Raw genomic sequence first — 25,482 nt, forward strand, 5'->3', positions numbered from 1 at the left:
AAGCGCTCGGCCTATGCAATCACTTCAATGAGCATTCGCTGCACAAAGATGGCGTCCCTGGAAGCAACGACTAATGCCAGATGCGTGCCCACTGGGGCTGAAAGTCTGATTGCCCAATTGAACCAGCCGTTTCCATTCATAGGCTGGTAGTGACCCTGCACTGGGTCAGACGAAATATCGTTGTCCAGAAAGATGGCAAATTCCTTGTCTGCTGTCCCTTCATTCGCATCTCCAATGAATCGAATGAACTGCTCCTTGCCGGGCCTCAACTCGACGACAAAATCTGGAAGCAACAAAGGGCGATCATTGACCCATAAAGTAATACCGCGCGCTGCGGGGTCCCTGACCCACACCCTCTTCGCCAGCGTCTTCTCCCCTTCCTGCCCCGCATTGATCGTTGCGCTCACTGTTGCAAAGTGATCATCCACAGGTCGCTTAGCTTTGAAGACAAGAGGAAGTGACCAGCCTTCAGGGTCAGTACGAGAGTGCAGGTTCATTTCTCCCGTAGAACGCATCAGCACGCTGACGCCTGATATCGCCGGGGATACGCGAGCTTGAAGCGTAAAATTACTGCCGGCTTCGGCTTCAGGAACCGAGACCTTCAACTCAGCCAACTCAAGAAATACCACGGTATAAGCCAGCGATTTCTCATTACCAAACCCTACCGTCGCCGTCAGAACCTTCTCCCCGGGTTCAGTCGGTGTGAAAAGAATGAATGACGTCCCATCAGCATTTGAATGAGTGAACGGCAACGACTCTCCACCGAACACCCAACTGATTCTGACTCCGCCCATCGGTTGTCCGCTTTGGCTTCCAATGACCTTGATATCAGCCCTCACCTGCTCACCCACTGCAATTGTCGTGGCTGGCGTCGTCAACGACTGAATCAACGGTACGTCCCCGGTATACGCCAATACCGCCTCATCCCACCCCACCCGCCCGCCTTCAACCATGGCTGTCAGGAGACCATCGCCCTTGTTTGAATAAGTGAAGGTCAAACTGGCGATACCCAGCTCATCGGTCAGTGACGGTTCCAATGTTTGTCCGGCGAACGCCCACACCACTGAAACCCCGGCCAATGGCAAACCGGTCAAGGCAGATGTCACTTTTGCTTTGGCGTGAGCCCGAGACACATCCGGAGGCTCTCTGGAGCCGGTCGGTTCATACAGTTCAACAATTTTCCGGGGTTCTGCGAGAGTAAACCCCATCGCAACCGAATCCGAATTCACAGCGTCGCCAACCTTCGCAATCACCTGACTGGCACCGGGCGTAGCAGGAACAAAGCTCACAGTCGCTCGACCGTAAAAGTCAGTCACCGTGTTCACGTCCCTCAGATCAGGATGACTGAACGTCACGACCACCCCCCTCATCGGTTTCCCGCTGGTCGACGATATGACCTCTACCACAGCGACAAACGCTTCTCTCCAGAGAAGCTGCGAACCGGCCCGACTGACCGTACTGAGCTTCATGACCTGCGAGCCCGGCCCCTGCGACATCGCATTGGCCGGTGACAGACGCGCCAGCCGCTCGGCAGAAAGCAGCAAGTTAAAGCCGGCGTTGATCAAATCACCCGCACTCAACTCGAACCTCGCCAGCCCGCGACTAACAACCTGCGGCGCACCCAACGGCGGATCGTAGCGATTGCCCAATGCCGACGGCGCGGTGCCGGTCTGTCCCAGACACACAACTTGCCCTTCCAATGACTCTGGAAAAAACGCCACGATACTGTGCCTGCCCTTTCGACGGGGAAAACCGGTTTTATGGCCCCATGGTTCCTGCTTCTCGCCGTCGATACTCATCGTGACCCGTGTCCACGGATCGAATGCCGACGGCTGAACTATCGCGTTTTTTTCTTCCGGATAATTGTCGTACAGGCTGAGCAACGACAACTGCACATGATGAATGTCGTCATTCGTGGGGACAAAACCATAACCGGAGTTGCCTTCGGCATCAGTCTCTACAACAACGGGATCACCCTCGGCGCGCCATGTGACCGACACTCCCGGGACGCGCTGCCCGGTGAAACGCGACACCACCCGTGCCCACGTCCAGGCCCGATCCTGATTCACCACCGGATCCACCGGCGACTCAAGCACACCGTCAAAACGCACGGCGTTATGCGCCAGACTCATCGGCACAGGGTGGGCGATAAATTTTAGTTGAGGCACACTCAGCGTCAGCGCGAACTCGCCTTTCACCTCACTGTCGATAAAGACCAGTTCCCACAAAGCACCGTCGGCACCCAGCATCTGAGGCTCATCCAGGAGAGGAAGCACCGTGGCGCCCAACTGCTCGGCTGGTGTCCCCGACCAGGTCAGTGTTGCCATCAGTCCCGCCAACGGACTCAGGGCTTGGGCCCAGATGGAAAAACGATGCTCCGCCCCCAGGCAGGGATAAAGCCGCCCTCCATCGAGTGCAGCCGAAACCTGATCAAACCGGACGCTGAGTTCTTTTGTCAGGTCTTGATGGATGAGCCGCCCGGACAGCTCTCGAGCATCGGCAACCCCCTGCGCCTCAAGCTTCAGCTCAAACAGGCGGCTGATGCTGGTGTCCTCACGGGAGCTGAGCGACCAGGTCACGCCCTCAGCCACCAAGGGGAAAGGTTGGTCAAGGCCGGAAGGCTCCAGACCGATCTTTGGGTCAACCTCTCGCCAGTTCAAACGGATGGTTTTCGTGCCGATCCAGGCACTGCCGCGTACTGGCACGATTTTCAGGCTATGGGTCTTGCCACGCCGACAGATCAAGCCAAGCGCTTGGCGGTCGACGGTCTCGCCATCCAGAAGAATTTCCACATGCTGCTTCCAGGAGCTGGTCGCGATCGCCTGCACGGCGAAGCTTTTCTCGGTGGGCTCGGCCTCCTCATGAGCCATGATCCTGGCAATGACCGTGTGACTTCCGGCAGCGCGAGGCTGATAAGTGTGACTCGACCAACCGCCCGCCCCCGTGAAAGACCGCGTGACGGTTCCGTCGGGGTCGTCCCAGAGAACCAGCGCCCGTTCCACCGGATCACCAACACCGGACGCGGTTTCATGCAACACCTGCACCCACATCCGTGCGCTTTCGTTTTCATCCACCACGCAAACCCTGTCAGGCTCACGCACATCGCCTGGCTTGACGACGTTGCGGGCGAGTGACATGGGCTTCAAGGATGAAGCCTTCTGCAAGTGCGAACACTTCAATGCCAGAGAGAACTGGCCGTCGATCCGGTCCTGACATTGCAGTATCCACTCCAGATCGTCATTGCCGATCAGAACCGGGCTTGACGGTTCCGGCTTGGTGGTGATCCCCAGATAATCGGCATGCTCTCCGCTCCACTCCAGGCTTACCAAGGTGCCCTTCAGTACGGCGGGAAACCTGACCTTCAACGAATAACTCGTTCCGCGATTGGGATACCCTTTCTGCTCCCATGGCCGCAGCTCCGCTGCGACGAGGGTCAAGACGTCTTTCAACGGGTCGGTCGCCAATGCCTTGACTTCGAAGGTCTCGGTCACGACTCCACTGGTGTAATAGTGACTTTCGACCGACACATGAATGCGCAAGTCGCCGGCTTGGAGTGGTCTGTGATCAAACCAGGCCCAGCCCTGATCGTCGGTCAGCGACGTGGTTTTTATGCTTGTCCCTTCCACGGTCCAGGTGACCGTTCTTCCCTCCAGGGCCTTGTCGGTGTAGTACGACCCCACACGAACCCCAACCCGCGCCGACTGATCTTTGTACTCCAGAACCACGTAATGTGCCGCCGCCTTCAGCTCGAGAAACTTCAAGCGATGATGATCCAGTGAAACCGGAATCAGCTTCGGCGGTGCGTTGAACTCGTTCAATAAGCGCAGGGTAAACCGATGCGGTGGTTCGCCTTCGATGTCCGGGCAACTGAGCGCCCAGGGATCTTCCAGCGGCTTGTCCCCGCCCCAGGGCGGATCGGCGACTATCGCCCCCTGCGGATTGTTTTCAATCTCCAGGGATGCACGCGTGCCGAGCCATTGGTCACCCTCTGCGTAAACGCCGATGAAGCGGTGCGCAAAAGATGAGTCCGCTCCCAGACACAAAGGCAAGGATTGATCCAGTGGCAAAGTCTGCTCATCCAGCTTTATCGCTTGCAGCTTCGTCGCTGGCAGGTGCAATTGAAGATTGATATTGGTAATGCGCAAACTGGAAAGGTAATCACCCGGTTCATTGGGTGGACTGGCAATCGCAACACGCAATTGCTGCGCTTGCTGAAGTGGCAATGTGACTTTCACTTCGTATGAAACAGGGTTGAACTCGCTGGACAGGCCGTTCGCCTCACGTACCTGGTCGGCTTTTCGGTCGCGGGCCGGCCCCACACGCAACGGGATTTCCTGCTCACCGGGAACCCCTTCCACACTCAGTTTCAGCACGCCTTCCTGTTTGTGGTACATCTCGCAAAGGCAGGTTAAAACATAGTAAGCATCGGCACTTGCGGTCTTGGGAACCTCGATAAGCTGAAACGCCGACGAGCGATCCTGGGCAGATAAACAAAATATGCGGAAGCCGCCGTATTGCAGCTCCTTTTTTACGGTGTAAGCCGGGTTGATCGCCCCTCTTGTCCAACCTGTCGTGAGCGGTTTAGCGAAGTCTCCGTTGACGATCAGGTTTCGCTCAGCATGAATGCCAGGGTTAGCCATGATCGCCGCTCCTTTTGAGATTACGCTTGGCAGCCTTCGCTTCGGCGGATGTCACCAGGTTTTCCACCGCCAGCCTGAAAGTCGGCTCACCGACCTTGGCGGTGTAGCGAATGTGGAAAATGATGTCTGGCAGCGATGCGAGCACCGACTCTTGAGGTTGTTTTTTCGGCCACGGGAATACGATCACCCAGGAAGAGTCAGCCCCGGTATTCTCAAAAGAGCGAAGCAGGCCTGTATCCTGATCTTCCATCACCCGCCCGTCATCACCCACCCCTCTGGAAATGCCGATCTGTTGACCAACGCGGGTGTTGAACACCACACCTTCCGGCACGAACGAGCTCTCGGGCTCGTGCAGGTATTCCACAGCCCTCGGTGCAGGCCGGATGACAGTCCGACTACCAGTCTGGGTCACGGTGGCCTTTGCATTCTCGAAGGGGCCGAACACTCCGGGCAAGTCGACCTCGACCGATCGGATCAAACGGCAGTATTCACCGGGATGGTCGCGGTTGTAGTTCAGCTCGCTGACCTTGAACGCCAACTGGCCTGTGTCCTTGAGTTTTTCAAGTGCCTTGACCCAACTGTCCGCGCCAGGTTGAGGCTCGGTGGGATCATCGAACAGCGCGCGCAAGGAGACCGTTTTGACCCGCTCCAGACGCCGCTCGAAGCTTTGCAAGTGGTCGCGCTCCATACGCATCAGAAATCCGCGCAGTTGTTCCCCGGCCGTCAGGCCATGATGCTTATCGGACCAGACCTTCGGCAAGAGTTCCGGTGAGTCATAGTCACCGGTCTGGGCGCTGAGCGATGCCTGGGCGCTGATGCACAGACTGACGGTCGCGTCATAAGCCTGATAGTAAAGAGCCTTGAGCTGGCCCAGCAGCCATTCGTACAGGGCACCGGGGGCGCTGCGTTTCTGCAGAAAATCGTACACCGCCAACGCCTGGCGATTGGACAACAGTGCCAGCTCCAGGCTGGATCGGGCAGCCTCTACCGCAATCTCCTGCGCTTTGATCTGCTCGTCTGTAGCCAACAGTTCGGCCTGTGCCAGCTTGCGTTGCAGTTCCCATTCTCGAAGACGCAGTCGGTAGCCTTCGGTCACGGATCTTTTTTCGGCATCGGCCTGCTTGCCCATCGAAGCAATCTGCAAGCCAAAGGCCAGCGCTTGGGGCACAGCTTCCGGATTCCCCCCGCCGTTGGCTGTCCCGACGATCTTCGGAAGGGCCGAGACCAGACCCGCATAGGCCTGTACAGCCACCGATGCCTGATTGATCTGCTTGGCGGCGTGCAGATCATCCATGATCTTGTATTCTTCCTGGCTGACATTTACTTCGCACCACCCGGAATATTCGTCAGCCCGTTGCTGTACCGTTTCGCGACTCTGACGCAACGCCGCCAGGGTTGCCTGCATCTGGGCGATGGACTTTTCCTGAAGGATTTTCGTCCATTCGCCCTGCTCCACCAGATGCCTTTGCTGCAGTTCGCCCTGTTGCGCCGAATCGCGTTGCTCCATGAAGCGCAGTACTTGATTGCCGTAATCCTGCAGCGCCTGCACCGAGCGTAACGCCAGTTCGAACGTCACCCGCCAGTTATAGGCATTGACCACTGGCCGACCGCCCATCGGCCTGGGCCCGGCACTGCCGCCGGCGGCCAGGTCTCGCAACAGTTGCGCGGGATCGCCAGCAGGCTCGTACAACCGCACATCCATGGGCTTGCCATCAATGGTCAACCATTCACGCATATTGTGCAGACGCTGCCGGGGCTTCTGGAAAATGCTCAGCAACCGCTCATTGTTCGGCTTTTTGAACGACTCGCTCGCAATCAGGCCCATTGGCGGTGCAGTGGGAGCCGAGGACGCGATGTCAGCAAGGGAATACTCGTGCGTTTTTTCAAATGCCTCCATTGTCGGACCAATCGCACTCTTTTCAATCAGAGTGCCGAGCGTCTGCTCCTGCCAGTCAGTCATCGAGCGTACCAATGGAGGGTCACCCATCAGGCGCTGGGCCTGCTCGTAACACTGTTTGGCTACCACCAGGCTGTCCATCGTCTGTTGCCGGTAATACCAATCGCCCTCCGCTATCAGGTTCAAGACGTAATCGAGGAAAATCTGAATCCGAAAATGCCTTGGCTTCGACATACTGATCGCATACGGATCATCCACGGCTTGACTTTCATACCCCGGATGACCGTTACACACCAAAGGGCGGCATCGCCAGTAGAGCGATTTATCGGAAGGTTTCACGGGGTCTGAAGGTTCGTCCGCGACGCCTTGTGGATCGAATATCCGACGCAACCAGTCTTCCGCTTCGCGGTAGCGGTTCTCATCGCGAAGGCGAATGGCCAACAGGTGAATCAGGTAAAAAAACAGCTCCCAGAAATACAAACCATTGGCACTATTGAACGCTCCGTTGGGTTCACTGACCGCCCCGGCTTCCGAGTCCGGTTCTTCCAGAAACTGTGTAGTCCAGCCGAGTACGGCATCCACCGATATGTTGGCGAGGGCAACCAGACGCGGACCAAATAGCGAATTCAGGCGTACCCGTTCCAAAGTGCCCGCTTTATTGAAGGCAAGAAACTGCGCCGCATTGGCCCGATTCCTTTCCAGCACGGCAGGATCGAAGCCCACGATGTTCCTCATATTCAGGACGAATTGTTTTCGGCCATATCCCTGGGTTGCAGATGTGGCACCAAAGGTGAAAGTGAAGTCGCTGGTAAAACCGCCTGAATTGCGTTTATAGATCAGCCAGTCGGTGGCCCATCCCCCCTCACCTGAAAAGGATCCTTTGGTTGCCTCTGGATCGTCACCCGACGGTGTTCCGGACAATTTCAGATCGAATTCGACTTTTGCCACATTTCCTTTGCGATTCGCCTTGCAAACGCCTCTGACAGCCAGGATGTCTCCAGTGGAATGAGTCAGAACAAAGGCTTCGAGCTCAAAGAAGTTCGTCAATGTCCCCGGCGTCAATACCGTGGTGGCAATTTTCGGCTGTGTCTGCGCAGTCAACGAGTGCTGGACCGTCAATACACTGGCAAACCGTTCTGCCAGTATTATTAGCCAGCTGCCATCATCGGTAATCACCGGACTAAACAGCACATCGCGCACTATGGGCTGCGAAGGCTCGTTCCCATTGAAAAACAACACCCCAAGACAACCGTCGGGATGACCTTCAGTGCTGCGCACCGTGGCAATCAAACGACTGCCGGCGGCCGGCGCAACGTCACTGGTGGTGCTTTGCAGGTTGGAGGTGGGGGACCAGTCTCCGTTCTGCGATCGGAACGCCACATTGATATCCAGTTTGAACGGCACATACCCTGGTTCCCCCTTTACACCGATCGCGTTGGTCAATTCAGCCCAGATCAGACAAGGCCGCCCGCTCCAGAACACAGGACGCATGTCGAGCACCGTCCCGGTGACCCCCACATCGATGATGCTCCACTCGTGCCAGGCCGCTGGATTGACCGCGGTGCAGGTCGGTGTCAGCTCGATATCCGCTTCGCGCCAATAGTGTCTGAACGGGGACACTCGTTCACGTCCGACGAAAAAGTAACGCCCATTCACTGCCGCCGTGCCATGCAAGAAGGCACTGATGACTTCCAGATTGCAGATTCCCTCAAAGGCCGTCAGGTAATTGCGCAGAGCCACCAACACCGAGTCCGTGCTCAAGCGCGTCTGGTTCAGATCTGTCACCAATGCCTGGAACAGGCTGGTCGCGTTTGGCCGTACGAGAGGCGTCATGAAATCTTCCGGATAGATGGAAAGCAGCCGCAGCGCCGCCCAGTCCGAGTAATTGCGATAGAACGCCCAACGCTTCAGATCCTCCTCGGGGAACGCCGTTTTCAAATATCCCGGTTCAAGCTTCTGGTAAGCAGCGTGGATGAACTTCTGCGCACAACTGATTGCTTCAGCACCCTGGGTACTCGGCACCTTGTGGCTGTTCTGCGAATCCATACGCAACAGCTCATTCAAGTGGTCGACGTTTTTAATGATGTTGAATGGACCATCAGTTGCGCCCATAGAGCCCAGGCAATACTCGACCAGTGCAGTGCGACGCTGTTCCAGCAACTCGTTGATGATGCTCTGACTCATGATCCATTCTCCTGTCGCAAGGGCTGCGCGGACGTAGGGGTTTCACTCAGGAGCGGCTGGGGATCAAACACAATCGGATCGAATATATGTGTGATTTCGCTGGATTCGGAGTGCACGGCGCACTCAAACATCCCACCGGTCGGGCTGTACACAACCGCGCGGGCGATGCCCTCCTGAGTTGTGAACCCCTGTGCGGGCCGGATTACCGCCTCGACATGCCGCGAAGGGTCGTCGCCGGTAGCTGTCGCGGTCCAGCGCACCAATTTGTGCTTGCCCAGGTTTCCGTAGCTATCCATGAGCTTGGCGGACAGCTCGACCGCCTGCCCCGATGGAACGACGCTTACCGGCACGGCTGAAATGAACTGCGGCGGGAAATCCAGATTCTGCGAATCTTCCACCAGTGCTATGAGCGGCGATTCCTTTGGTGCAATCAGGGCGACCCAGAACAGCACTCGCTCGGTGCCCATGATCTTGCCCGGCGTAAACGTCACTTCTGCTACACCGAGAGGGTCGGTTTTCCCGACCTCAAGGGTTCCGAGGCTGGCCTGCCCATGGATTGACACGCCACTGAGCGCCTCGCCGGCCGCGCTTTTCAAAGTGATGGTAAAAACGATCTTGCCAAGGCTGCCGGCAATGACTTCGGTGTTGTCCGGTTTGATTGTCATGGTGACAAGCGGCCGGCCAAGTTCGTCGGATGGCCGGATCGGCGACGCCGTGTCCGAAAGGCTCAACAAGGCGCGCTCGGCAGCATCCTTGTACTTCTCCTTGACGATGGTTTCGGGCAGCGCCCCCAGCAGAAAGATCATCTGCGCATCCATGTTCGTGTGCCTGGCCAACTCTCGCACCCGAATCAACAGATCCAGTTGTTTCAGCGTCTTCAGGAGCTTGTATTGCGGGTCGATCCGGGTGATGCACTCGTGTACTTCCTGCTCGCTCCAGTCGAAAAACCGTGCCAGCCACACTTCGGATGCCTGTTGCGCCAGCCGCAGGGCGTCCACGGACAATTTTTCGGGATCGCCCAGCTCATGGACTTGCCGCAGATACTCGAGCAACTCGGTGTGAGGCCGCTTGCTGATTTCGAAGGCATGATTCAAAACCGTCAGGTAATACAGCGTGGTCACGTTGAAAGCATGGGGATCGTCCTGCTTCCACCAGACATTGAGGCCGTAGTCGAGCAATTCACTGAGCTCTTCGATACTCATGTCCAGTTCAGTGACGACTGCACTGCGCCGGAGTACATCGGCCAGCAGCGTGAACAACGGATCAAGCGGGACGTTGCGCGCCATGCCCGGCAACAGCATGTCCTCGCCCATGTGATCGACAATCCGTGTCAACAACTCGTAGGGCGTCGACTTCGCCCAGCGAAGAATCCGCAACGCCCGCTCCGCGTCCAGTCCGGCATACACCGCCAGACTTTCCCTGACCACCGAAACCTGAGTATCGCGAGCCTGCAACAGAACCGTGAGCATGATCTCGACAATCGGTTTGCGCAAAGCGGCGTCGTCCTCTTCCAGTCCATCCCTGACTGCCTTGTCGAGCTCCTCACGTGCAAACGCCAGGTACTCGGCCTCCGTGCCAACCACGGATTTCACCAGCCCGCGCGGATCGGTAAGCGTCGTCATCAGATCTCGCCAGTCTCTGCCTGTCAGCGGCGGCACTCCGGCCCTCAGAAAAGCGATGTGGGTCAACAGCGCAGCGTCCAGCAAATTGCGGACCTGCTCGAACAAGCGCAGTTCAGCCTCGGACGCCACGTTGGAGACCTGCAGATCGGCCACCCGCTGCAATACCCACAGCACAGACAAGTTGCGGGTCTGGCACCAATAGCGGCAAGACACCAGGGCGAGGATGAGGTCCAGCACGTCGGGAATATCGTCGTCCGGCTCTCGGGCGGGCTTGATGGCCGGCACACCTGCCAGACCAGCCACCCACGCCTCCCCACCCAACACGCTGAGCATCAACAGACCTTCCACAGGTGTCATGTTCAGCAAGCGCGGCAATTTCACCAGGCGATAAAACGCCGACAGGATCTCGTTGCTGCGCAGCAACGTGTCATTGAGTCCATGAGCTCTCGCGATGGCCAGCGCCAGGTATTGATAGGTTTGCAGGTCGATGTCCAGCGCGCTGCAAATATGGGAGATGGTGAGGTCAATTTCGTCGGGAGCGAGCAGTAAGGGAAACGGTTGATCGTCCAGCGGAAGTGGCACGCGGTAGTCACCCTGGCGGTTGTTGAACACTTGATCAAATGCTGACAACGCCTCCTTGCGCCCATAAATCGACAGTTTGTCGATGAATGCTGCGAAGTCCAGTGGCGTGCATCCATACGCTTCACGCAGGGTCTGGAAAAGACCGATCGCATGAACAGTGTCAGGGGTAATCCACAAGTCACCACTGCCTTCGGCGTTGAAAGCGGCGACAAGCATTGCGTCAACTTGTTCGGGCGGTAACCCGAGCCACAGATCCAGACGTCGTTTGCGGTTAATCCGATCGTAACGAGCAGGTTTGGTGGGGGACTCGGTCAATTTATGCAGAACAGAGGGCCTACCGTAATCGACACTAATGGCAGGTGCCGTACCGTTATTAATGTAAACCGAACCGGAGCGCTCGCTCTCTTGCTCGGCCTTTGGCCCATAGATTTTCACGTTGGGAGACCGTACCGGAGCGTAATGAAGAATCGACAAAAACGCTTCAACCCCATCAGCATCGAGTTTGGTCTTCTGACCAAAAATCTGCACCCGATCGAGGTCTTTCCAATCCACCTGACCAGTACCGAAGTTCTTTACATAGAAGTCCACTTTCTCGTCGTCAGAAGTGACCGGGGGTTCAGTCAGCAAAGCGCGTTGAAACGGTCCAAGCCGTGAAGCATGGGCCAAAGCGCGACCGGAATCGTCATCCCTGGCATAAGGCTGGAGAAAGTTCGGGTAGCCGGCACCCACCCAGCGTACAAAATGCCCAACCGACAAACCATGGTGAGCGGCGACCGCATTGAGGGTTGCCCAATGCTGGTAGTACGGCAAGCCATACGGGTGACGTCGCTGGATCATCGCCTCTTCCAGATCCGGCTCGCCGTCGTTGCAGGCAATGAACCTCTCCAATACCTTGACGATGATCTCGACGGCAGAAATCGTCTTGTGAATCGCATTGTGGTCAATGGGCAGCTCTTTGATATCGGCCCGGCGCTCGTGAATGGGCAACGTTTCAATCTTCGGATCAATAACCACCAAGCCTTCGATGTGGTCACGGATCCATTGCCACAGTTCCACCAGATAGGCCACGACTCCCGAGCAATCCTCCAGAGCTCCAACCGGAGCGAATTGATCAAACTCAGTGGGAAACAGCAACTCGTAGCTGGGACCGGTGTTGAAACCGCCTGAACGTTGCGCCGCAGATGTCGGCTGTCCGATCAACGATTGCTCGATAAACTCGCGTCGAAGGTAAATCGCCAGAGCATTGGCCCGGTGCAAAAAACGTTGCGCGTCCTCCAGGCTGATTCCGAAGTCCTTGACCAGCCCTCTGGGGCCCTTTTCCACCAATGGAAAAATCGACTTTCCATCTGCCAGCCAGGTTCTCAGGCCAGAGAGTCTCTTGAAACGCTGCTCTTTGCCGAATACCTGCTCAAACAACTCCAAAGGGGGGCGTTTCGAGTTTTTTTTCCTGGCCATGCTGGCAGTCCTTGATAGAGTGAAATCCTGCGACGGGGCACTTGCAGGCATTTCGTTCATTCAGGTTATTCAGCGCTCCGGCGCGTCAAGCGTCTACTGTCATAAATGACAGGCTTGATGACCATTCGTCGGAGATTTCCGATCACGGTTTGCCTGGTGACTCGACCCGCACGTAGAGAAGTCCGCTTTTCTGACCCGCCGGATTTTGGCGTTTCAGCCTCAAGCGCTTGCTGGAACCGGCACTCGTGAGCCTCTCGCGCGAGTGGCCTTCCAGTTGCAGGAACCGGGATTTCAGCCACTACGGCGTCCGGATTAAACCAACTGACCAAGGCTCCCAGGCCCGGCTGCCCTTCCCCTGCCAACGTCGAGATCGGCAGGTCAGTCAGAGGTCGACCTCAAAGTTGTGCGGCATTGAATCGATCCAGCCGCCAGCGCTATTGGAGATCATTTGAACAGCTTTCATCCGGTATGAACCAAGCGGCCAGTTCTTCGCCGTCGTCTCCCACCTGCCATTGTTTACTTGCACATCAGGCGGAGCCACTCCGCCGGGACCGCTGACGATACTCAACCGGACGGTAGACCCATCGTCTCCATCCCCAGAGAAACGCACCGATTTATCGTCAGCCAAATCAACGGCTACCTTTGTCAGCGCAGATGGCGCGACATAAAACAAAACCGGCGCCGTTCGCCCTGTGGATGCCCCTCCCTTGAATGATTGCGCCACAATGCTATGAGCACCCGGAGCCAGATCGACGGACGTTTTCCAGGATCGGGTGGAGGGTGTGTCTTCGCCGATCGGTTGCTGCCCCTGATCCAGAAACACTTTCACCGTTACCCCGATGAATGTTGAATTCTCAGGTAATCGGCCCGATACAAGCACGGAGCGGTTATGAACAATTTGCTTCGGTCCTGGATTCGCAATAACAGGAAGGCCAAGCGGCTGACTGACTGTAAACGTCTGAAGAGACGTGTTGTAGCCAATACCACCCACCACATATTGCGCAAATATTTGGTGTGATCCCTCACGCCAGAAAAGATTTGGAGTGGTCCAGGCCACAATCTTCCCCCCCTCGGGATCCAAGGGGTCAGGAAATGGGATCAGTGTGGTCGTTGCCGTCCCCAATAATGTGTTCTCACCATTGTCCTCACGCCTGAAAACAAACACGATCGCCAAAGACAGGAGGGCACTGATAACCCCTCCGACATTGTTCAAGTCAGAGTCGCTTACTTCACCAGACTTAGGTTTAGTAATCCGAAAAGACAATTCTGCATCAAGCACCGATTGAAGCTGTTCATCATTTGTCATAGCGGCTCCTCTCTTTACAAGCGACCTCTTTGTGATGTGTTTTACGCTCAATGAACAAAGTGCGCCTACCTGTAAAATCTGACAGTTTCGACAAACGGCAACTGTTATTTGCCCGTCAATGACCATGCTGCGCTCTGACTGCAAGCGCTCACACAGCAAATGCTCGATCAGTTACTACCTGGCTGCTCGCCCCGCACATCGAAACGTTGGCTTTCGGACCAATCGGATATTGGCGTACCTGCTTCAAGCACTTGCTGGAACCGGCACCACTGTGCCCCTGGCGCGAGCGGCACCTTCGAGATGGCCGTCCACCCCTCTGCTGAAACCGGGATGTTGCCAGCCACTACAGCATTCGGATCGAACCAACTCACCAGCGTCCCCAAGCCCGGTCTGCCCTCCCCTGCAAATGTCGGGATCGCAGTGACCCACTCGCCCGCTGATGGTTTGAGGATTGTCGGCAGATAAAGGCCCAGTTGACCGACCCACTCGCTCGGTGCTGAATGAAAATCACCTTTCGAGGCCACAAGACTGAGCGTGACGGGTCCTTCGGGTGGACCCAGTGTTGCGCTGATTGACCACGTCCGGTCGGGAAGTACCGGGGCTTGCCCCAATACGGTATCCCCCCGGCTCACCGTAATCAGATCGCCAGGAACAGCGAACCCGGCCACGGTTACCTTTGCACCAAGGTGTTCTTCAGCAGTGGGGGACTCCGGAAATACCGCTTGGGGCACGAAACTGCAGAGAACCTCAGGGCTTGGTTTTGAGGTTTGTTCCTGGAAAGTCTGGGTAGCCCAAAAGGCCCGATTCCCCACATCCAGCGTCACTTCGCCTTCCCAATCGCCATTCGGACTGATCAGGACATTGCGCAATACAGGTTCCTCGACACTCTTGCACCAGACAGTGACCCGCCCACCCGGCCGGCCCTTGCCAGAAAGAGTTGAAGTACGCGGCAAATTGTCATTCGGCTGCGGAACCAGGAACGTCGGTGGCAACACGACGACTGCGAATTCGCGAATATCACTGTGCTCCGACGGCCGACCTCTGAGCGTCTGCTGGGCGGTGATGAACCATTGATCAATCGCCAACTCTTCGAGCTTGATCGCCCAATTTCCGTCTGCCTCCAGCTCGACGGGATCACCCAATGGCTTTTTGTCCCGGGCATCCCAGAGTTGCATCGAAGCACCCGCCATACCGTTGCCGCCGACCACTGTCAGGGCACTGTCGACTTCTTCACGATGTACAGGTTGGTTGATCGTGGGTTTCAGCCGTTCCTGATACACCGTAAACGGTTTGATCGCAGGTGCGGAGGGTTGCCCGCCAACCGTCTGGACAGCTTCAAGGGTGTAAGACACGCCTTCCACGAACGGCTGCGGCCGTTGAAAGTGCCAGGTCAATCCGCTGACCGTAGCGGCGTACGGTGTCGGATCACCGCTGAAGGTAAGGGTGACGGGGGCACCGCTCACGCAAGTACCGGTAAAGCGCGGAGAAAGGCTGCGTTCGTCGATTGGATCAATGGTAGGTGCCGGGAGCCGGACTATCACCTGTTTCTGCGCTGTCCATGCCGAGAACCCACCGCTAAACCCCAGCCGGGCACACACCTGATAAATGCCCGGCAGCCAGGGTTGTAGCGCAGTGATCGACCAGTCCCCACTCGAGTTCACCGCAGCAGGCGGCACTATCGGCTCAGTACCCCCACTCAGCCATACCTCGACCTGCGAAGCAGGCTGTCCAGACCAATATTCGCCGGTTCCAAAAAACCGCGGAATGTCGTTCGGACCGACTTCAGCCTCCAACGTAGGCGGCGGAACCGGCACGTCGAACGTTTTGCTCGTCCAGGCCGAATAGATCCTGCCTCCGAAATTGTCGCTGATACTCTGTCGTACAGAGATGGTGATGTCACTGCCGGGCAACCAGTTGCCGAAATCTTTCGACCACTGCACAGCCGTCAACGGAAAAGACGCAAACGGCTCAGGCTCGCCACTCATGTGGCAATCGAGTTGGGCGGCGATGGTCCCCTTTCCGGAAATTGTGACGGTAGCCCTCTCGACACTTACCGTCAGGTCGGAGACGGCGGCAGGGCTGATGTTGAAAACACGCGCAATGCTGCGTCCCGAGGAATGGCCGTTGATTGTCTGTTGAGCCACCAGCGAGCGGCGACCGGCTGGCACTGTGACCCTTACCTCCCAGAGGCTTCCCGTAACCGTCGATTCACCGACCTTGTCCTGAGTTTGGTCAATGAACACTTGCATGGTTGAACCCAGAACACCCTCAGAGCCTGACAGCACAAAAGATTCCGGCTGTGTCGAATTCGGATCAGGACGGAGAATGATGGGAGTGGCAGGTATCACAGTAACGAGCACCGTGTTGGACCACTTCACCAGTTCGTGATAAGTCTGACTGGCATGAAATATAAAACCGCCAATCGGTAGTGACTTGACCAGTGGTATGGCCCAAGTACCGTTTCGAACAACTCCCGAACCATAGACAAGGGCACTGTTACCGGACTCATAGATTTTGATTTCCGCCCCGTCATGGCCTTTTCCGGATACTGTCGGTGTGGGTGTGGTGATGATGTCATTGGGTTGAGGAATGTCGATGACAACGGGGTTTACCTTCAGTACCACAGTGACTGAATTTGAAATATCGGAAATTTTGCCATTTACGCTCTGCTTTGCGGTCAGCGTTATGCGATCCGACCCGCGCGGTATTTGAACCCGTGCCCTCCAGGTACCATCACCGTTGTTCGTTCCATTAGAGATGACATCATTGGGGCCTTTGTAAATGAACAGCAAAGCCCCACGTGCCGCCCTCGTTCCGTGAATATCAAACTCGCTCTCATATGTCTCATTTTTTGAAGTGATAACGAGCGGAACAGGCTTATATTTCACCTGAGCCTCGGACTTGATATATACCCAGCCATCGATTGCCACGCGGCAGTCAAACTTGAATCCGACTATCGCAAAGTCAGCGTTGCCTGGTACTGAACGGCTGCGATTTACCGACCGCCACTCACGATCCTGGGGAATTGCTGCCACAAACTCGTAGTCGGAATAGTTCTTCGAAGTACAAGAAAGATTGGCGCGACCGCTCCAATTACTGTCAGCGGAGGCCCTGCATTCCTCGGCCGTCCAAGTGAACGTAGAGCCGTCCTCGCTCCATTCTGTACGCACCTTGATTTCGGCCCAACGCAACTTATCTGAATGTTCTGCCCTGATTGTCATCGTTTCAGTCAAATTAGTTTGGCCCTGCTCCTGAATGACAAGCACGTCAGCATCTGCCGTGGTATTCAGAGCCGTCGAAGGCCTTTCAGTATTGGGTGCATCCTCAACGGAATTGCTGATGCCCTTATCATCGATTGCCATAACGTTCTCCGAGCACGCCAGGGCATTCACCGGCGGGTATGGAAAATTGAGCCATTCAAAATGCAATCCAACACCTGACAGTTCTGACAGTCCCGACAAACGGTAACTCTTCCCACAACCCGGTCCGGCAGCGTCCTGCAAGTCGTAACAGCGGGCTACGACGCCTTGTGCCATTGCCTACAAATCCCTCAGAATCCGCCGGCTTGTGCGCTTTGGCGTTGCCCCGTAACTTGATTCCCGTCGCTGCCAATCAGCGGCCGGGTTTAGTCGCCCGGGAGCAAAGTGCATTGCGTATAAGCGTCATCCAGTCGGGTATTCCCTATCCCCGCACTCGATGGTGGCTGTTCGCAGGGCGCCCCAGGGCGCGCCGGTTTATGCACTCCCGGTCGACTAACCTGCTTACAGCCGCCACCCTTCTCGTTTAGTCGCGAGCCAGGTGGTGGCCCCAACGAGAAGAGTGCTAATACATGAAAAAACCAGTTCCAAATCCCCCTGCGGACATCGATCCAACGGACCCGACCGACCAACCCGATCCGGTCTCTCCCTACGCCTCCGTCGATTCAAAAAAACTCCACGACGCGGCCCACCGGGCCCTCGATTTCTACCTCAATCCCAAGGCCGAAAAACCGCGCAACTCGGTGGATCGCGGCATGCAGATGTTCAAGGTCGACCCGGACATCAACCCCGAGGCGATCGCCATCCAGACCTACGAGACCTTTTCCTCGGTCAGCATCCTGCTGCTCGACCTGGCCGATAGCCTGGACGACAAGCCGCGGCATCTGGCGATGGCGATCTATCAATTGAGCGAGATGGGGTTGCTGCTGGCAGAGAGGACGCTGGATAACGAGCGGGCGATTGCTGTTGCCTAACCTTTGGTTATGGGTTGTCTGAAATGACGCCATCGCGGGCAAGCCCGCTCCCACAGGGATCAGCGCTGTCCTTGCGGGAGCGGGCTTGCCCGTGATGCTTTTGAAGGTTTTGAGTCAGGCCGAGGCCGGCAACGGCTGAAAACTGAAGTACTGCTTCAGCGCCTCGACCAGTTGCCCGTATTCGGGCGGCGTGCGGTACAGGCTGAAGCCGGCGTCGTAATGATGGGGGGTCGCGTCTTCGTGGCACCACAGGCAGCACGCCGTCAGGTCGATGACCTGCTGACAGCCATCGCCCATGGGGATTTTAAGGCGCAGGTTGAATTCGGCACCGAGCATCATCGGCAACTGGCTGATGAGCATCAAACCGTCTTCGGACACATTGCCCAGAAAGCCGATGGGTTTGTCGGTGACGCGGTTGAACACTCGCAGAAAATACGGCAGCTGGTGCCGTTCGATTCGACGGTCGGTAAACATGAGCGTATCGCCATGCAGGGCCCGGTGCCTGGGGCCGCACTGTGATTCGGAACGAACCTGCCCGACAGGTCCGCTCTCCCCGCTTCCGGTGTGGCGGCGCTCGCCACGTCAATCTCAAGCCAGTCGCAGGTGTTGCGCCGGTTCAGAAAGCAGGCTTCAAACCGGTGTCTCTGGACTATAGCTCAGCTTGTACAGCCAGCCAGATTTTGTATGACAACCGCCATCAGAAGCGGGTCGGACGCACCACTGCCGCCGCGCTGCGGGTCGGGTAATGGCCCAGGCTCTGCAGGGTTTCCAGACGCGCGCGGGCGCGGTAGGCGTATTCGCTGTTGGGGTACGAGGCGATGATGAACTGATAGGTCTGCGCCGCATCGACGAACATCTTCTGCCGCTCCAGGCACTGACCGCGCATCATCGACACTTCCGGCCACACATACGGGCGGGCACGACTGGCGCGTTCGACCTTGGACAGTTCGAGCATCACCTGCTCGCAATTGCCCCGGTCGTAGGCGCTGTAGGCGTTGTTCAAATGATGGTTCATCGACCAACGGGTGCAGCCCGTGACGGCGAGGACGCTGAGGGCAAGGGCGGCAATGGGCACGAATCGCATGGGGGGTTCTCCTGTCTTGTGCATTGTATCGACCTAACGCCGAAAATCTTCAATGCACGCTGTTGTGTCGAGGCCCCTTTTCATCCCAATCGAGCGGCCGTCTCATTCCAAATTGATGTTCACAACCTCCGAGCGTGGGGAAACAACAGTGCCATCCTTGGTCTTTTCGACCATATAGAAACCAAATTTATGAAGGTCAATGTGGTTTTGCCACTGGCCAGTGTCGCTAATTGACTGCCCAAAAATCGGATTCATTGGGTCTTTCGTGCTGTAGCAAACCGCCGTATTCCCTGGTGTACCAGTTCCTCGCACGATAAAAAACACTCCGGGAGCAGACCCGTCCAATGGCTCCAGAACACGGGGAGGCTCATTTTGAATCTGAGTATCGTTTTCACTGGTCATATCATTTGCCTCGGAGGCTCGCCAACCATTGGCGAGGTTCAGCTTTTTATATCGCGCCGTAAAAACCACGCCACCTGATAGAAATAACAGTCTCGACGAGCGGTAGGCCTACGCCGGCCGAATGTTCAAAAATGTTCGTTTCAATAAAGAAACCAATAAGTAGTGCAAACGAACAATGACTACACCCTTCGAGCATAGTAGCCTTCGCTGGCGCTTGAACCTGAGGAGTCTTTGCATGTCCGTCCGTCGTACCAAAATCGTCGCTACCCTTGGCCCGGCCAGTAACTCGCCGGAAGTTCTCGAACAGCTGATTCTGGCTGGCCTGGACGTCGCCCGTCTGAACTTCTCCCACGGCACCCCCGACGAGCACAAGGCTCGCGCGAAGCTGGTGCGTGACCTCGCTGCCAAGCACGGCCGCTTCGTCGCCCTGCTGGGTGACCTGCAAGGCCCGAAAATCCGAATCGCCAAATTCGCCAACAAGCGCATCGAGCTGAAGATCGGTGACAAGTTCACCTTCTCCACCAGCCATCCGCTGACCGAAGGCAACCAGCAGGTGGTCGGCATCGACTACCCGGACCTGGTCAAGGACTGCGGCGTGGGCGACGAGCTGCTGCTCGACGACGGCCGTGTGGTGATGCGCGTTGAAACCGCCACCGCCACCGAACTGCACTGTGTCGTGACCATCGGCGGCCCGCTGTCCGACCATAAAGGCATCAACCGTCGCGGTGGCGGCCTGACCGCGCCGGCCCTGACTGAAAAAGACAAGGCCGACATCAAGCTCGCCGCCGAAATGGAAGTCGACTATCTCGCCGTGTCCTTCCCGCGAGACGCTGCCGACATGAACTACGCCCGTCAACTGCGCGACGAAGCCGGCGGCACCGCCTGGCTGGTGGCGAAGATCGAACGCGCCGAGGCCGTGGCCGACGACGAAACCCTCGACGGTCTGATCAAGGCTTCCGACGCGGTGATGGTTGCCCGTGGTGACCTGGGTGTGGAAATCGGCGATGCCGAACTGGTGGGTATCCAGAAGAAAATCATTCTGCACGCACGCCGCCACAACAAGGCGGTGATCGTGGCGACCCAGATGATGGAGTCGATGATCCAGAACCCGATGCCGACCCGCGCCGAAGTGTCCGACGTGGCCAACGCCGTGCTCGACTACACCGACGCCGTGATGCTGTCGGCCGAGTCCGCTGCCGGCGCTTATCCGCTGGAAGCCGTGCAGGCGATGGCGCGCATCTGCGTCGGCGCTGAAAAGCACCCGACCAGCAAGACCTCCAGCCACCGCATCGGCAAGGAATTCGAGCGCTGCGACGAAAGCATCGCACTGGCGACCATGTACACCGCCAACCACTTCCCGGGCGTGAAAGCGATCATCGCGCTGACCGAAAGCGGCTACACCCCACTGATCATGTCGCGTATCCGTTCGTCGGTGCCGATCTACTGCTTTACCCCGCACCGCGAAGCCCAGGCCCGCGCAGCGATGTTCCGTGGCGTGTACACCGTGCCGTTCGACCCGGCTTCGCTGGCCCCGAACGAAGTCAGCCAGAAAGCCATCGACGAGCTGGTCAAGCGCGGCGTGGTTGAGAAAGGCGACTGGGTCATCCTGACCAAGGGCGACAGCTACCACACCACCGGCGGCACCAACGGCATGAAAATCCTGCACGTGGGCGACCCGCAGGTCTGAGTGACCGGTTGCTGAAAACGAAAAGCCCTGCCGCTTATAACGGCAGGGCTTTTTTATTCCAAAAACTTCTTTATACCTGTCATTTCTGACAGTAGGCGCTCCCCATCAAGTGACATCCAATGGGTCTCGGAAAGCCCACGTACAAACGTCGAACTGATCAAACAGGAGAAGCGCCATGAACGCAATCGCCAGTACCGTATCTTTCGATCCGACTTTTGCCAATAAAGGCGTTCTACGCTTCAACATTCCCAACGCTACTCATGCAACTGCTACTGCGGTGGCCATCGCACCGAGTGGTGCCATCTATGTGGCAGGGGGTGTCTACGATCAAGACTTCGATAAATTCTGGATCACACGTCTCAACGCTGAGGGTACTATCGACCAACGTTTTGGCAAAAATGGCTTCGTTATTGATATTTTCGGCCCGAATGAGGTGTCATATCCCAACAGCCTTAGCATCTTGAGCAATGGCGATATAGTGCTCATTGGCACCACCGGCTTAAAGCACACCGCTTTGGCACGGTACCTGGAATCCGGTAGTCCCAACCTGTCTTTCGGTAACAACGGCAAGGTCATCCTTGACACCAGGCCCGACCAGCCTGACACCCCGCGCCGTTTTGCCACAGTGCAGTCAAGGGCGGATCGCAACGCTCCTCATTGCGTGGAGATGGCGGATGGAAAGATTGTCATAACAAGCCTTTACATTTTCAGTTTCCCTTCACATTCAGCCAGCATGATCTACCGCCTCAATCCTAATGGCAGCCCGGATCCAACATTCGCTGGCACAGGCCATGTCGCCGTACAGCATCCCGACTATGAGCAGCAAACAACGAACATTGGTCTCGTGGTGCCCCAGAAGGATGGCAAGCTGCTTGCCGCGGGCATTGTCACCGGCGGCCCGAATCCTCGTTGCACCGTGTTCGTCCGTTATCTCAGCGATGGCTCCCGTGATATCTCGTTTGGTAACGATGGTTACAAACTGGTTCCTGCGCCGAATTACCTCTTCTATCGGCGACTTCAACGCTCGGATGACGGAGTTGTAGCTATCGGAACCACCTTACAGGCGCCATTTACTGGATATCTGGAAGCTTGGCGTTCCGACGGTTCTCATGATCCCGAGTTCAATGGCGGCAAACCCTTGCTCACTTCTCTGAACGATCAGATGACGCTGTTTACTGACGGTTTTATTGATGATGATGAAAAGTTGATGATTGCCGGTGTCGTGCTCGATTCGAATGAACAGCCAGACACAGTTTTAGCGCGGTTCAATCCAGATGGCACACTGGATAAAACGCTGGACAATAAGGGCTGGGCGCTATTGCCAATCGGAAGTGATTTCAATATGCCCAATGCCCTTATCCCACAAGCGGACGGTAAATTGCTGGTTGCCGGCGAAGAAGGATGGGGAGCATTTATTTCACGGTTAATGGTTGGTTAAGCGTCGACCTTACAAGTCAAATTTCCGGGGTTGAAGAATGCATAGAAGCCCCGCCCCTTTCCCTCCGGGCATCCGACGTTTCGGGAGAGTTGGGCGGGCGGCGTTCCGATGAGGGTAAGCGTTTCAATGCCGTTTGATGAACCCCGTCAACGCCGCCAACGCCTCCGGCGAGCGCAACCGCTGGGTGAACAGCGCGCCCTCCTCCTTGATCACCTTGCGAATCAACTCGCGATCCGGTGCGCGCATCAACTGCTTGCTGATCCGCACCGCCTCGGCCGGCAGCTCGTCAAACCGCAACGCCATCTCCCGCGCCTTGGCCAACGCGGCTTCGCCACTGCCCAGCGCCTCGGTTGCGATGCTCCATTGCGCCGCCTGCTCACCGGTGAAGCCTTCACCCAGCAACAACAGCTCCGATGCCTTGGCCTGCCCGAGCAAGCGCGGCAGGATCAGGCTGGAACCGAACTCCGGGCACAAACCGAGATTGACGAACGGCATGCGCAGCCGCGCATCCCGCGCCACGTACACCAGATCGCAATGCAGCAACAGCGTCGTGCCGATCCCCACCGCCGCCCCGGCCACCGCGGCGATCACCGGTTTGCGGCACTCCAGCAAATTGAGCATGAAGTGAAACACCGGGCTGTCGAGGTCGCTCGGCGGTTGCTGGATGAAGTCGGCGATGTCGTTGCCGGCGGTGAAGCACTCGGCGCTGCCGGTGATCAGTACCGCGTTGATTTCGGGGTCGCGGTCGGCCTGTTTCAGCGCGTCGGCCAATTGGCTGTACATGGCGCGGGTCAGGGCGTTTTTCTTGTCCGGGCGGTTGAGGCGCAGGGTCAGCAAACCGCGTTCGCGGTGCAGCAGGATGGCGTCGGGCATGGCGTGTCTCGCGTCTGAGAATTCAGCGCTCAACCACGGCTCAGGAAGACATCGGCCAGCAGTTGATTGCGCGGCAGTCCGGCCAGGAACAGACGCTTGGCAAACGCGTCGACGCTGGCCGTCGATCCGCAGACTAAGGCCAGGGTTTGTCGGGAGACAAGGCGCAGTTGCGCCAAAGCGCCCGGCAACTCGGCCGCGGTCCACCGTTCGACGCTGAGGTTTTGCCGCTGCGCGGCCAGCGCTTCAAGGGGTTTGGCCAGGTAATGCCCGTCGGCGTCATGAGCCAGGTGAATGACGCGAATGGCGCCCCGATGATCATGACGCAAGGCCTCGCGCAACACGCCGAACAACGGGCCGAGTCCGGTACCGGCGGCCAGCAGCCACAACGGCCGGTCGTGCCAGTCCGGGTCGTAATGCAGCGCGCCGCCGCGCAGTTCACCGAGACGGATCGGATCACCGATCTGCAAGCGGCGCGCGGCATCGCTGAATTCGCCGGGCTGGCGGCAATCGAGGTGAAATTCAAGAAAGCGGTCTTCTTCCGGCAGGCTGGCCAGCGAATACGGCCGCGCAACGTGGCCGGCCCACAGCACCAGATGCTGGCCGGCACTGTAGCGCAGCGGCCGCTGGGGTATCAGGCGCAGGCGCAACACGCTGTCGCCGAGCCAGTCCAGCGCTTCGACCGTGGCCGGGCGACCATCGGTGACGGGATCGAAGGTGTGCACCTGCAAATCCTCAATCACCTGGCACTGACAGGCCAGCCGCCAGCCCTGATCACGTTGCTCGGCGCTCAAGGCATCCGGGCGACTGTCGGCAGGCAAGCCCTGCACGCATTGCACCAGACACGCGTGGCAACTGCCGGCGCGACAGCTGTAAGGCACTGCCACACCGTTCTGATTGAGGGCATCGAGCAGGTTGCTGCCCGCCGCCACCAACCACTGTCGTTCACCGACCCGCAGTTCAGGCATCGACGTTCTCCCATGCCGCTGCGCAACGATTGCGGCCGTCGCGCTTGGCCCGGTACAGCGCCTGATCGGCACGCTGCAAGGCGTCGTCCAGATCATCGCCCAGTTCCAGCAGGGTCATGCCGGCGGACAGGCTGAGGTTTTTCACATTCAGGCCTACCAGTTCAACGTCGGTGAAGGCGATGCGCAGGCGTTCGCAACAGGCGGTCAGGCGCTCGGCGTTGCAATCGGGCAGCAGCACCACGAATTCCTCACCACCATATCGCGCCAGGACATCGCCGTCGCGCAGACAGGCCCCGGCCACCCCGGCGAAAGCCTGCAACACCTGATCGCCAGCGGCGTGGCCGTGAATGTCGTTGATGCGTTTGAAGTGGTCGAGGTCGATCAGCGCCAGACCATGCACCACGTCGGCCTCCATCGCATTCAGCTCGCGGGTGGCAAGGCGCAGGAAGTGCCGACGGTTGAACAGCCCGGTCAGTTCGTCGGTGGCCACCAGGTCTTCGAGCTGGCGCATCATCCCGCGCAGGGTGTCCTGATGCGCCTGCAAGGCGAACCGGCGCTGACGCATGCGTTGGCGCGAGGTCTGGACGAAGCGCGCATAAATCACCAGCCACGCCAGCACGATCAACAGGATGCAAGCCTGCAACGCGGAAAGCGCCGGATCGTGCAGATGCAAGTGGTAACCGTCCCACAGCGTGATGGCGCAAAAGCTGAAGAACACCAGCATCGCGCAGCGTACGAACGCCCGCTGTGACAGATGGAACAGGCCGAACAGCAGGATCAGCACATAGAAGACCAGGAACTCGCCCCGGGCTTCTTCCAGATGCGCGATCAGCCACGTCTGCCAGCCGAGGCCAAGCAGCACTTGTGCTTCGGTCAGGCTCGGGTCGGAAAAGCGCAGATTGCAGCCGGAGAAAAACACCGCGAACAGGATTGCCTGGCTGATGACCACCAGGGCGCTGCCGACGGCGACGCCAGCCAGCGAATCTTCGTAATGTCCGGTGAAATACGCCAGCCACAGCAGCAGCAAAGCCAATCCATAGGTGGCTGCAGCGAGGGCGAAGCGTTTGAGCAAAAGACGTTGAATGGCGTTATGGGTCAATCGTTGACTCACCGTGC

General features: G+C 57.6%; 14 protein-coding genes. 3 read left to right on the forward strand and 11 right to left on the reverse strand.

Annotated features, from left to right (window positions below):
• Nucleotides 1-11: 11 nt before the first annotated feature.
• From AWU82_RS02660 to AWU82_RS02680, 5 genes are all read right to left on the reverse strand, one after another.
• Nucleotides 12-4,640 (reverse strand): Ig-like domain-containing protein, encoded by a 4,629-nt coding sequence (locus AWU82_RS02660; protein WP_064383776.1) that lies wholly within the window; start codon nucleotides 4,638-4,640, stop codon nucleotides 12-14.
• Nucleotides 4,633-8,721, reverse strand: coding sequence for a Tc toxin subunit A-related protein (locus AWU82_RS02665; protein WP_064383777.1), 4,089 nt, complete (start codon nucleotides 8,719-8,721; stop codon nucleotides 4,633-4,635). The genes AWU82_RS02660 and AWU82_RS02665 overlap by 8 nt, the downstream gene beginning before the upstream one ends.
• A complete protein-coding gene (locus AWU82_RS02670) occupies nucleotides 8,718-12,380 on the reverse strand; it encodes a Tc toxin subunit A (protein WP_084777065.1) in 3,663 nt (1,220 codons plus the stop codon). Before AWU82_RS02670 ends, AWU82_RS02665 begins: the two co-directional genes overlap by 4 nt.
• Before the next feature lie 382 nt (nucleotides 12,381-12,762).
• A complete protein-coding gene (locus AWU82_RS02675; RefSeq protein WP_064383778.1) occupies nucleotides 12,763-13,686 on the reverse strand; it encodes a hypothetical protein in 924 nt (307 codons plus the stop codon).
• 167 nt (nucleotides 13,687-13,853) lie between these two features.
• On the reverse strand, nucleotides 13,854-17,048 hold the full coding sequence (locus tag AWU82_RS02680) for an Ig-like domain-containing protein (RefSeq protein ID WP_064383779.1): 3,195 nt from the start codon (nucleotides 17,046-17,048) through the stop codon (nucleotides 13,854-13,856).
• 467 nt (nucleotides 17,049-17,515) lie between these two features.
• Here AWU82_RS02680 and AWU82_RS02685 point away from each other — a divergent pair, with 467 nt between their 5' ends.
• Nucleotides 17,516-17,917 (forward strand): DUF6124 family protein, encoded by a 402-nt coding sequence (locus AWU82_RS02685; RefSeq protein ID WP_064383780.1) that lies wholly within the window; start codon nucleotides 17,516-17,518, stop codon nucleotides 17,915-17,917.
• A gap of 114 nt (nucleotides 17,918-18,031) precedes the next feature.
• On the opposite strand, the gene AWU82_RS02690 is transcribed toward AWU82_RS02685, so the two are convergent.
• From AWU82_RS02690 to AWU82_RS02700, 3 genes are all read right to left on the reverse strand, one after another.
• Entirely contained in the window at nucleotides 18,032-18,391 is a 360-nt protein-coding gene (locus tag AWU82_RS02690) for a PilZ domain-containing protein (RefSeq protein ID WP_064383781.1), read from the reverse strand.
• A gap of 223 nt (nucleotides 18,392-18,614) precedes the next feature.
• On the reverse strand, nucleotides 18,615-19,001 hold the full coding sequence (locus AWU82_RS02695) for a tetratricopeptide repeat protein (RefSeq protein WP_007951249.1): 387 nt from the start codon (nucleotides 18,999-19,001) through the stop codon (nucleotides 18,615-18,617).
• 102 nt (nucleotides 19,002-19,103) lie between these two features.
• A complete protein-coding gene (locus AWU82_RS02700) occupies nucleotides 19,104-19,403 on the reverse strand; it encodes a hypothetical protein (RefSeq protein ID WP_139831599.1) in 300 nt (99 codons plus the stop codon).
• A 235-nt stretch (nucleotides 19,404-19,638) separates the two neighbouring features.
• On the opposite strand from AWU82_RS02700, the gene pyk reads away from it, so the two are divergent.
• Both pyk and AWU82_RS02710 read left to right on the forward strand, forming a co-directional pair.
• Nucleotides 19,639-21,090 carry a pyruvate kinase gene (gene pyk, locus AWU82_RS02705; RefSeq protein ID WP_007965891.1) on the forward strand — a complete coding sequence of 484 codons (1,452 nt, stop codon included), beginning with the start codon at nucleotides 19,639-19,641 and terminating at the stop codon, nucleotides 21,088-21,090.
• 175 nt (nucleotides 21,091-21,265) lie between these two features.
• Nucleotides 21,266-22,528, forward strand: a complete 1,263-nt coding sequence (locus AWU82_RS02710; RefSeq protein WP_064383782.1) for a delta-60 repeat-containing protein — start codon at nucleotides 21,266-21,268, stop codon at nucleotides 22,526-22,528.
• 123 nt (nucleotides 22,529-22,651) lie between these two features.
• Here the strand turns inward: AWU82_RS02710 and AWU82_RS02715 are convergent, their stop codons facing one another.
• Genes AWU82_RS02715 through AWU82_RS02725 form a run of 3 tightly spaced genes read right to left on the reverse strand, consistent with a single transcriptional unit; the run spans nucleotide 22,652 to nucleotide 25,465 of the window.
• The gene (locus tag AWU82_RS02715; RefSeq protein WP_064383783.1) at nucleotides 22,652-23,401 is read right to left on the reverse strand and encodes an enoyl-CoA hydratase-related protein; all 750 of its coding nucleotides are present in this window, start codon (nucleotides 23,399-23,401) and stop codon (nucleotides 22,652-22,654) included.
• 29 nt (nucleotides 23,402-23,430) lie between these two features.
• The gene (locus AWU82_RS02720; protein ID WP_064383784.1) at nucleotides 23,431-24,366 is read right to left on the reverse strand and encodes an iron-sulfur-binding ferredoxin reductase; all 936 of its coding nucleotides are present in this window, start codon (nucleotides 24,364-24,366) and stop codon (nucleotides 23,431-23,433) included.
• Entirely contained in the window at nucleotides 24,359-25,465 is a 1,107-nt protein-coding gene (locus AWU82_RS02725) for a GGDEF domain-containing protein (protein WP_064383785.1), read from the reverse strand. Before AWU82_RS02725 ends, AWU82_RS02720 begins: the two co-directional genes overlap by 8 nt.
• Nucleotides 25,466-25,482: the final 17 nt, after the last annotated feature.

The sequence above is a fragment of the Pseudomonas glycinae genome, assembly GCF_001594225.2.
In the GTDB taxonomy this organism is placed as follows: Bacteria; Pseudomonadota; Gammaproteobacteria; order Pseudomonadales; family Pseudomonadaceae; genus Aquipseudomonas; species Aquipseudomonas glycinae.

Excerpts from the sequence above, each read along its gene's own strand:
- AWU82_RS02695 (WP_007951249.1), bottom strand. The coding sequence starts at position 19,001 with ATGCGATTCGTGCCCATTGCCGCCCTTGCCCTCAGCGTCCTCGCCGTC.
- AWU82_RS02665 (WP_064383777.1), bottom strand. The coding sequence starts at position 8,721 with ATGAGTCAGAGCATCATCAACGAGTTGCTGGAACAGCGTCGCACTGCA.
- AWU82_RS02675 (WP_064383778.1), bottom strand. The coding sequence starts at position 13,686 with ATGACAAATGATGAACAGCTTCAATCGGTGCTTGATGCAGAATTGTCT.
- AWU82_RS02715 (WP_064383783.1), bottom strand. The coding sequence starts at position 23,401 with ATGCCCGACGCCATCCTGCTGCACCGCGAACGCGGTTTGCTGACCCTG.
- AWU82_RS02700 (WP_139831599.1), bottom strand. The coding sequence starts at position 19,403 with ATGACCAGTGAAAACGATACTCAGATTCAAAATGAGCCTCCCCGTGTT.
- AWU82_RS02690 (WP_064383781.1), bottom strand. The coding sequence starts at position 18,391 with ATGTTTACCGACCGTCGAATCGAACGGCACCAGCTGCCGTATTTTCTG.
- pyk (WP_007965891.1), top strand. The coding sequence starts at position 19,639 with ATGTCCGTCCGTCGTACCAAAATCGTCGCTACCCTTGGCCCGGCCAGT.
- AWU82_RS02685 (WP_064383780.1), top strand. The coding sequence starts at position 17,516 with ATGAAAAAACCAGTTCCAAATCCCCCTGCGGACATCGATCCAACGGAC.
- AWU82_RS02660 (WP_064383776.1), bottom strand. The coding sequence starts at position 4,640 with ATGGCTAACCCTGGCATTCATGCTGAGCGAAACCTGATCGTCAACGGA.
- AWU82_RS02710 (WP_064383782.1), top strand. The coding sequence starts at position 21,266 with ATGAACGCAATCGCCAGTACCGTATCTTTCGATCCGACTTTTGCCAAT.
- AWU82_RS02670 (WP_084777065.1), bottom strand. The coding sequence starts at position 12,380 with ATGGCCAGGAAAAAAAACTCGAAACGCCCCCCTTTGGAGTTGTTTGAG.
- AWU82_RS02720 (WP_064383784.1), bottom strand. The coding sequence starts at position 24,366 with ATGCCTGAACTGCGGGTCGGTGAACGACAGTGGTTGGTGGCGGCGGGC.
- AWU82_RS02680 (WP_064383779.1), bottom strand. The coding sequence starts at position 17,048 with ATGGCAATCGATGATAAGGGCATCAGCAATTCCGTTGAGGATGCACCC.